Origin of the sequence: Actinomadura montaniterrae (genome assembly GCF_008923365.1) — a bacterium.
Taxonomy (GTDB): Bacteria; Actinomycetota; Actinomycetes; order Streptosporangiales; family Streptosporangiaceae; genus Spirillospora; species Spirillospora montaniterrae.
Genome location: NZ_WBMR01000344.1, coordinates 1 through 7,399, shown reverse-complemented (window position 1 = coordinate 7,399; position 7,399 = coordinate 1). Strand labels below are relative to the sequence as shown.

7 protein-coding genes, 2 tRNA genes and 1 pseudogene are annotated in these 7,399 nt (G+C 76.6%); 5 read left to right on the top strand and 5 right to left on the bottom strand.

Features of this window, described 5'->3' with window-relative positions; all coding sequences use genetic code 11:
- Positions 1–62 precede the first annotated feature (62 nt).
- Positions 63–1,061, bottom strand: coding sequence for a zinc-dependent alcohol dehydrogenase family protein (locus F9B16_RS47850; RefSeq protein ID WP_151546917.1), 999 nt, complete (start codon positions 1,059–1,061; stop codon positions 63–65).
- 140 nt (positions 1,062–1,201) lie between these two features.
- Here F9B16_RS47850 and F9B16_RS47845 point away from each other — a divergent pair, with 140 nt between their 5' ends.
- From F9B16_RS47845 to F9B16_RS47830, 4 genes are all read left to right on the top strand, one after another.
- Positions 1,202–1,540 (top strand): ArsR/SmtB family transcription factor, encoded by a 339-nt coding sequence (locus F9B16_RS47845; protein WP_151546916.1) that lies wholly within the window; start codon positions 1,202–1,204, stop codon positions 1,538–1,540.
- A gap of 62 nt (positions 1,541–1,602) precedes the next feature.
- Positions 1,603–2,379: a class I SAM-dependent methyltransferase gene (locus tag F9B16_RS47840; RefSeq protein WP_151546915.1), complete on the top strand. Its 777-nt coding sequence runs from the start codon at positions 1,603–1,605 to the stop codon at positions 2,377–2,379.
- Between the two features lie 97 nt (positions 2,380–2,476).
- Positions 2,477–3,196, top strand: a complete 720-nt coding sequence (locus F9B16_RS47835; RefSeq protein WP_151546914.1) for a TetR/AcrR family transcriptional regulator — start codon at positions 2,477–2,479, stop codon at positions 3,194–3,196.
- Positions 3,193–4,374 (top strand): FAD-dependent oxidoreductase, encoded by a 1,182-nt coding sequence (locus F9B16_RS47830; protein WP_151546913.1) that lies wholly within the window; start codon positions 3,193–3,195, stop codon positions 4,372–4,374. Before F9B16_RS47835 ends, F9B16_RS47830 begins: the two co-directional genes overlap by 4 nt.
- 27 nt (positions 4,375–4,401) lie before the next feature.
- Here the strand turns inward: F9B16_RS47830 and F9B16_RS47825 are convergent, their stop codons facing one another.
- The 3 genes from F9B16_RS47825 to F9B16_RS47815 all read right to left on the bottom strand — a co-directional run bounded on the left by F9B16_RS47825 (position 4,402) and on the right by F9B16_RS47815 (position 5,254).
- The gene (locus F9B16_RS47825; protein WP_151546912.1) at positions 4,402–5,016 is read right to left on the bottom strand and encodes a hypothetical protein; all 615 of its coding nucleotides are present in this window, start codon (positions 5,014–5,016) and stop codon (positions 4,402–4,404) included.
- Between the two features lie 51 nt (positions 5,017–5,067).
- Positions 5,068–5,140 (bottom strand) — tRNA-Arg (locus tag F9B16_RS47820).
- A gap of 36 nt (positions 5,141–5,176) precedes the next feature.
- Positions 5,177–5,254, bottom strand: a tRNA-Cys gene (locus F9B16_RS47815).
- Positions 5,255–5,674: 420 nt separating this feature from the next.
- Between F9B16_RS47815 and F9B16_RS47810 the strand changes: the two genes are divergently transcribed.
- Positions 5,675–7,132, top strand: a complete 1,458-nt coding sequence (locus F9B16_RS47810; RefSeq protein WP_151546911.1) for a benzaldehyde dehydrogenase — start codon at positions 5,675–5,677, stop codon at positions 7,130–7,132.
- On the opposite strand, the pseudogene F9B16_RS47805 reads toward F9B16_RS47810, so the two are convergent.
- Positions 7,120–7,399, bottom strand: a pseudogene (locus F9B16_RS47805) (TetR family transcriptional regulator C-terminal domain-containing protein); the annotation flags it as partial. The gene F9B16_RS47810 and the pseudogene F9B16_RS47805 overlap by 13 nt on opposite strands.

Here is a 7,399-nt window from a genome sequence, read left to right as displayed (position 1 = left end):
GGTCGTGCCGCGCCGGTCGTGCCGCGCCGGTCGTGCCGCGCCGGTCGTGCCGGGGCGGGCGGTCAGCGGCCGGTGGTGACGACGATCTTGCCGATCTGGGCGCCGGCCTCCAGGTAGCGGTGCGCCTCGACGATCTCGTGCAGGCCGAACACGCGGTCGACGGCGGGGGCGAACGCGCCGCTGCGCAGGCCGGAGGCGACGAACGCCTCGGCGCGGCGCAGCCGCGCCGGGTCCCGGGTGGTCTCGTGCAGGGTGTAGGTCCGCATGTTCAGCGCGGGCATGCCGAGCTCGAAGCCGGGGTAGGGCGTCGGCTCGCCGCTGAGCGCCCCGTACTCGATGAGGGTGCCGCCGGGGGCGACGGCGCGGGCGAGGTCGGTGACACCGGGCCCGGCGACGGCGTCGAACACGAACCGCGCGCCGCGTCCGCCGGTGAGCTCCATGACGGGCGCGGCGACGTCGTGCCCGCGGGTGACGATCACCTCGGCGGCGCCGGCCTTGAGCAGCGCCTCCTTCTTGGCGGGGCTGCGGGTGACGGCGATTGGCCGGGCGCCGGCGCGGACGGCGACCTGGATCGCGGCGAGGCCGACGCTGCTGGACGCGGCGGTCAGCACGACGGTGTCGCCGGCGCGCATCCCGCCGGTCTCCACCAGCGCCCCGTAGGCGGTGAGGTACGGCATCCACACCGCGGCGCCGCCGACGGCGTCCAGGCCCTCGGGGCGGCGCAGCACGGCGGCGGCGGGGACGATCGCCTTCTCGGCGTAGACGCCGTAGTCGTTCATCGAGAACGCGGGGACGACGCTGACCGGGTCGCCCGCGGCGAATCCGGTGACGCCGGGGCCCGCGGCCTCGACGGTGCCGGCGGCCTCGGCGCCGAGCAGGGCGGGGAACGCCTTGACCGGTTCGATGTAGGCGCCGGCGCGGAACAGCGCCTCGGCGCGGTTGAGGCCGATCGCCTCGACGCGCACCAGCAGCTCGCCGGGGCCGGGTTCGCCGGTGTCCACGTCCTCCAGCCGCAGCACCTGCGGGCCGCCGAGTTCGTGGAACCGCACCGTGGTGGTCATCGCGCATCGCCCCTTCGGCCTCGCCGGGCGGCGCGGCGCGCCGCCCGGGGGTTCACCCAACCCGAAAGTACGATCGCTGTCAAACTTTGATCGTCATCGTACTTTGATGATCGTCGTACGATGGGCGGAGGAGGTGCGGTATGGCGGCGGCGCGCGAGGGCGGGCGGGACCGGGTCCCGCCGCATCCCGACGTGCAGGACGTGGGCCTGCAGCGGGTGCTGGAGGCGCTGGTGGACCCGGTGCGGCGGCGGATCGTGGCCGAGCTCGACGCGGCCGGCGCCGACCTGAGCTGCGGAGCGATCGACCTTCCGGTCAGCAAGTCGACCGCGACGCACCATTTCCACGTGCTGCGCGAGGCGGGGCTGATCCGCCAGTACTACGTCGGCACGTCCCGCATGAACGCGCTGCGCCGCGCGGAGTTCGACGCGGTGTTCCCCGGGCTGCTGGACGCGGTGGCCGCCGAGCGCGCCCGCACCTGACCCGCCTCCCCCGCGGTTTACCGGCTTGCGGGCGGCGGGCCGGGGCGGGGAGCCTCGGCGGCATGGATCGCGATGTTCTGCGCTACTACGAGCGCGGCGAGGAGGACCGGCGGCTGCGCGAGGGCGACGGGCGGCTGGAGCTGTGGCGGACCCAGGACGTGCTGCGGCGGGTGCTGCCGGCGCCGCCGGCGCGGGTGGTCGACGTCGGCGGCGGTTCCGGGGTGCACGCCGAGTGGCTGGCCGCCGACGGCCACGCCGTGGAGCTGGTGGATCCGGTCCCGCTGCACGTGGAGCAGGCGTCCCGGGTCCCCGGGGTGACGGCGCGGCTCGGCGACGCCCGCGACCTGCCGGAGCCGGACGCGTCCGCCGACGCGGTGCTGCTGCTCGGGCCGCTGTACCACTTGGTGGAGCGCGCCGACCGGGTGCGGGCGCTGCGGGAGGCGGCGCGGGTGGTGCGGCCCGGCGGCGTGGTGGCGGCGGCGACGATCGGCCGGCACGCCGCGCTGCACGACATGCTCCGCAAGCGCCGCTACCGGGGCGAGCGGGCGGTCGTGGACGCCTCGGTCGCGACCGGGGTGCTGCGCGCCACGCCGGAGATGGGGTTCACCACCGCCTACCTGCACGAGGCGGGCGAGCCGCCGCGCGAGTTCGCCGACGCCGGCCTGCCCGGCGCCCGCTCCTACGGGCTGGAGGGCGCGGTGTGGCTGTTCGGCGGGCTGGAGGAGCTCCTTGAACAGGACCGCGCGACGGTCCTGGAGGTGCTGCGGGCGGTGGAGTCGGTGCCGTCGCTGCTCGGGGTGAGCGGCCACGTCATCACGGTCGCGTCCCGCCCGGCCTGAAGGACCGCGGCGGGCGGGGCGGACGGTGACGCACCTCACGACGAACATGTTCGTTACGAACTTGTTCGTAACGAACATGTTCGTCTAGTGTGGGGGCATGACAGCTGACACGCCTGCGGGCGGCGCACCGCGCAGCCGCCGCGAACGCCCGGCCAAACCCGCCCTGACCAGGGACGGCATCGTCGCGGCCGCGGCGCGGCTGGTGCGCGCGGAGGGCTTGGCGAAGGTGACGATGCGGCGGTTGGCCGCCGAGCTGGACACCGGCCCGGCGTCGCTGTACGTGTATGTGCGCAGCACCGCCGAGCTGCACGCGGCGGTGCTGGACGAGCTGCTGGGGACGGTGGCGCCGCCGCCGGCGTCGGGGACGTTCGCCGAGCGGCTGGAGGCGGTGCTGACCTCCTACACCGCGATGCTGATGGAGCATCCGGGGCTGGCGCGGTCGGCGCTGGCGGCGCGGCCCAGCGGGGACAACTACCTGGACCTGGTCGAGCGGCTGCTGGCGCTGCTGGCCGAGGGCGGCGCGTCGCCGGGGCAGGCGGCGTGGGGAGTGGACGTGCTGCTGCAGCACGCGACCGCGACGGCCGCCGAGCAGTCCGCCCGCGACGCCGACGCCGACGCCGCCGGGGACTGGGACGCGCTGGTGGAGGCGCTGCGCGGCGCGTCGCCCGGGCGGCGGCCGCACATCGCGGCGCTGGCCGGGCCGCTGCTGTCGGGCACGCCGCGGCAGCGGCTGTCGTGGGGGTTCCGGGCGCTGATCACCGGCGTGCTGGCCACCCCCGCACCGGACCACGACGACGACATCGGGAGGACACCATGAACGCGAGCGACACGACGACCGGCACGAGGAGCGGCGCGAGGAGCGGCGCGCACGAGCCGGTCACGATCGTCGGGGCGGGCCTGGGCGGCCTGACCCTGGCGCGGGTCCTGCACGTCCACGGCATCGAGGCGGCCGTGTTCGATCTGGACGCCTCCGCGGGCGCCCGCGCGCAGGGCGGCATGCTCGACATCCACGAGGAGTCGGGGCAGCGGGCGCTGCGCGCGGCGGGCCTGCACGAGCGGTTCCTGCCGCTGGTGCACGCGGGCGGGGAGGAGATGCGGATCCTCGACGCGGGCGGCCGGGTGCGGTTCGCCGAGCCCGACGACGGCGGCCGCGGCCGTCCCGAGGTGGACCGGGGCGCGCTGCGGGACCTGCTGCTGGCCTCGCTGCCGGAGGGCACCGTGCGGTGGGGCGCGAAGGTCGAGGGGGCGCGGCCGCTGGGCGGCGGACGCCACGAGGTGCGCCTGGCCGGCGGGGAGACGTTCACCACGGACCTGCTGGTCGGCGCGGACGGGGCGTGGTCGCGGATCCGCCCGCTGGTGTCCGACGCCGTCCCCGCCTACACCGGCGTGATCATGGTGGAGTCGGACCTGCGCGACGCCGGCGTCCGCCATCCGGAGGCGGCGCGCATCGCCGGCGGCGGGATGCTGTTCGCGCTCGGCGGCGGCCGGGGGTTCCTGGCGCACCGGGAGCCGGACGGGAGCGTCCACGTCTACACCGCGCTGCGGGTCCCGCCCGAGTGGGCGGACGGCGTGGACTTCGGTGACGCGGCGGCGGCGAAGGCGGCCGTGCTGGAGCATTTCGGCGGCTGGGACGAGGGGCTGCGGGCGCTGGTCGGCGACGCCGACGGGCCGCTGCTGCCGCGGCCGATCCACGCGCTGCCGGTCGGGGTCCGCTGGGACCGGGTGCCGGGCGTCACGCTGCTGGGCGACGCGGCGCACCTGATGTCGCCGTTCGCCGGCGAGGGCGCGAACCTGGCGATGCTGGACGGCGCGGAGCTCGGCGAGGCGATCGCGGCGCACCCCGGCGACGCGGAGGCGGCGCTGGCCGCCTACGAGGCGGCGATGTTCGCGCGCGGGCGCGAGGCGGCGGCGGCCTCGGCGGAGAACCTGGAGCGGTGCCTGGCCGCCGACGCGCCCGACGGCCTGGTCGCCATGTTCGCCGAGCACGCCGCCTGACCCCGCCCCCTCCCCCGCCGGCGGGGGTCAGGCGGGCGGGAAGTCGCGCCGCTTGATCTTGGCCTTGGCGCAGCCGGGGTCGGCCGGGTCGCGCCAGAACACGATGCCCTCGTAGGGGCGGGCGCGCAGCCAGGCGGCCAGGCCGTCGTGGTCGCGGGGGACCTCGCCGAGGTCGTCGGCGCCGTGCCGGACGAGGGTGTGCGCGGCGGCGCCCTCCGGGTTCCCGTTGATCTTGGGGCCGATCAGCTCGTAGGTGCCGGGGACGAGGCCGCCCCCGTCGCCCCCGTCGCCCCCGTCGCCCCCGTCGCCCCCGTCGCCCCCGTCGCCCCCGTCGAGTGCGTCGAGTGCGGCGCGCAGGTGCTTCCAGAACGCCGACTGCTCGGCGGGCTCCCATCCGACGGTCTTGCCGGTGGCGGGGTCGGTGGCGAGGGGGGTGAAGCCGGGCGGTGCGGGCCGGCCGGGCTTGACCTCGCGGCGGGCGTGCCAGCGGGCGCCGTCGAAGCGGACGCAGGTGCCGTCGTACTTGCGGGTGGCGCGGCCCTCGCCGGCGAGCACCCACGCGCAGGCCGGGTCGGGCTCGCGGGTGACGTGGCGGGGGTCGCCGTCCCAGTCGCGGACGAACAGTGTCGGTATCTTGCGCATGCGCGCCCTTCCGCCGGTGCCGGTACGGGGTCTTGCTGGGGTCTTGCTGGGTCTCCCCGGCAGGGATCGAACCTGCGGCGCCCGGCTTCGGAGTCCGGCGCTCTGTCCTCTGAGCTACGGGGAGCGGGGCCCCGCCCCCGGGTGACTGTGGGGGCGGGGCTGGAGACGCTGGTGGGATTCGAACCCACATGATCCGGATCTGCAATCCGGTGCCTGGAAACCGTTCGGCCACAGCGTCGGGACCCGCAGGGGCGCGGGCTTGGGGCCTTCGAGCAGGCCCTGGACAGCGGAAAGGCCGCCGTTCCGGAGGGGAGGGCGGCCGTGACGCGCGGGGTGCGCGAGGGTCAGGGGGCCGCCCGCCGGGTGGACCGGGAGCAGGTGCGTCGGCCGCGTCGGCACGTCATGGTCTGCTCCCTTCCCGGTGGCCGGTCGATGTGATCAGTATGCGCGGCGCCGCGCGGACCCCGCAACGGATTTACCGGGCCGACGGGGCGTGAGCGTGGTTTCGGCGCGGCCCGCGGCGGGACATTCCGTTCAGCGGAAACGCGTTGTTCCGCCGGCGGCCCGGTACGGCGAGGCTGGGGGGACGGGCCGCGCCGGGCGTGCGGGCCCGTGTTCGGCCCGCGGGCGCGGGCGCGTGTTCGAGGAGGAATCGACGATGGCGTTGCTGGATCCCGGTACGTGGACGGGCAAGATCTTCACCGGCGGGTGGGCCGCCGCGGACGGCGGCGAGCTGCCGGTCGTCGAACCGGCGACGGGCGCCGTGCTCGGCACGCTCGGGCAGGCGTCGGCGCGCGACGTCGCCGCGTCCGCCGCCGCTGCGGCGGAAGCGCAGCGCGACTGGGCCGCCCGCACCTACGAGGAGCGCGCCGCGGTGCTGCGCCGCGCGGGCCGGCTGTTCGAGGAGCACGCCGCGGAGATCCAGGACTGGATCGTGCGGGAGGCCGGATCGGTGCCGGCGAAGGCGGAGCTGGAGGCGCACTTCGCGGCGGGCCTGTGCTACGAGGCGGCGGCGCTGGCCTCGCACCCGCAGGGGCTGGTGCTGCCGTCGGCGCAGCCGCGGTGGAGCCTGGCGCGGCGCCGTCCCGCCGGGGTGGTCAGCGTGATCGCGCCGTTCAACTTCCCGCTGATCCTGTCGATGCGCTCGGTGGCGCCGGCGCTGGCGCTCGGCAACGCGGTGCTGCTCAAGCCGGACCCGCGCACCGCGGTGTGCGGGGGCGTCAGCGTCGCGCGGGTGTTCCAGGAGGCGGGGCTGCCCGAGGGACTGCTGCACCTGCTGCCGGGCGGGCTGGAGGCCGGCGAGGCGGTGGTGGCGGCGCCGCAGGTGCGGGTGGTGTCGTTCACCGGCTCCACCGCGGCGGGCCGCAAGATCGGTGAGGCGTGCGGGCGGCTGCTCAAGCGCGCCCACCTGGAGCTCGGCGGCAACAACGCGCTGATCGTGCTGCCGGGCGCCGACATCGGCAAGGCGGTGTCGGCGGGCGCGTGGGGGTCGTTCCTGCACCAGGGGCAGATCTGCATGACGACCGGGCGGCACCTGGTGCACGAGAGCCTGCACGAGGAGTACGTCGCCGCGCTGGCCGACAAGGCCGACAAGCTCCCGGTCGGGGACCCGTCGGCCGGGCCGGTCGCGCTCGGCCCGATCATCGACGAGGGGCAGCTCGCGCACGTCGACGCCCTCGTCCGCGACACCGTCGCCGCCGGGGCGCGGCTGGCGGCCGGCGGCACCCACGAGGGCCTGTTCTACCGGCCGACGGTGCTGGCGGAGGTCACCCCGGACATGCCCGCCTACGCGCGGGAGGTGTTCGGGCCGGTCGCGCCGGTCGTGCCGTTCTCGGGGGTGGACGAGGCGGTCGCGCTGGCCCGCGACAGCGAGTACGGGCTGTCGCTGGGGATCCTCGGCGACGTCGGGCAGGCGATGGCGATCGCCGACGCGGTCCCGACCGGGCTGGTGCACATCAACGACCAGACCGTCAACGACGAGCCGGTGGTGCCGTTCGGGGGGCTGGCGGCGTCGGGCAACGGGTCGCGGTTCGGCGGCCCGGACGCCAACATCGAGGCGTTCACCGAGACCCAGTGGGTGACGGTGCGCGGGGAGATCGCCCCCTACCCGTTCTGACGCGCCCCCTGCAGTGCCGCCCCGGGCCCGGCGGGGATCGTGTCCTGGGGGAGGACGCCGTCGAGGTAGGCGGCGACGGCGGCGCGCAGGCCGGCGGTGTCCGGTTCGGGGCCGGCGCCGGCGACCGCGTCGAACAGCAGGCCCTCGACGAACGCGACCAGCAGCGGCCCGTGCCGGGCCGGGTCGGGCGACCCGGCCCGGCGCATCAGGTCGGCGGCGGCCGCGCGGAACCCGCGGCCGAGCTCGTCGTAGATCGCGCGCAGCGCG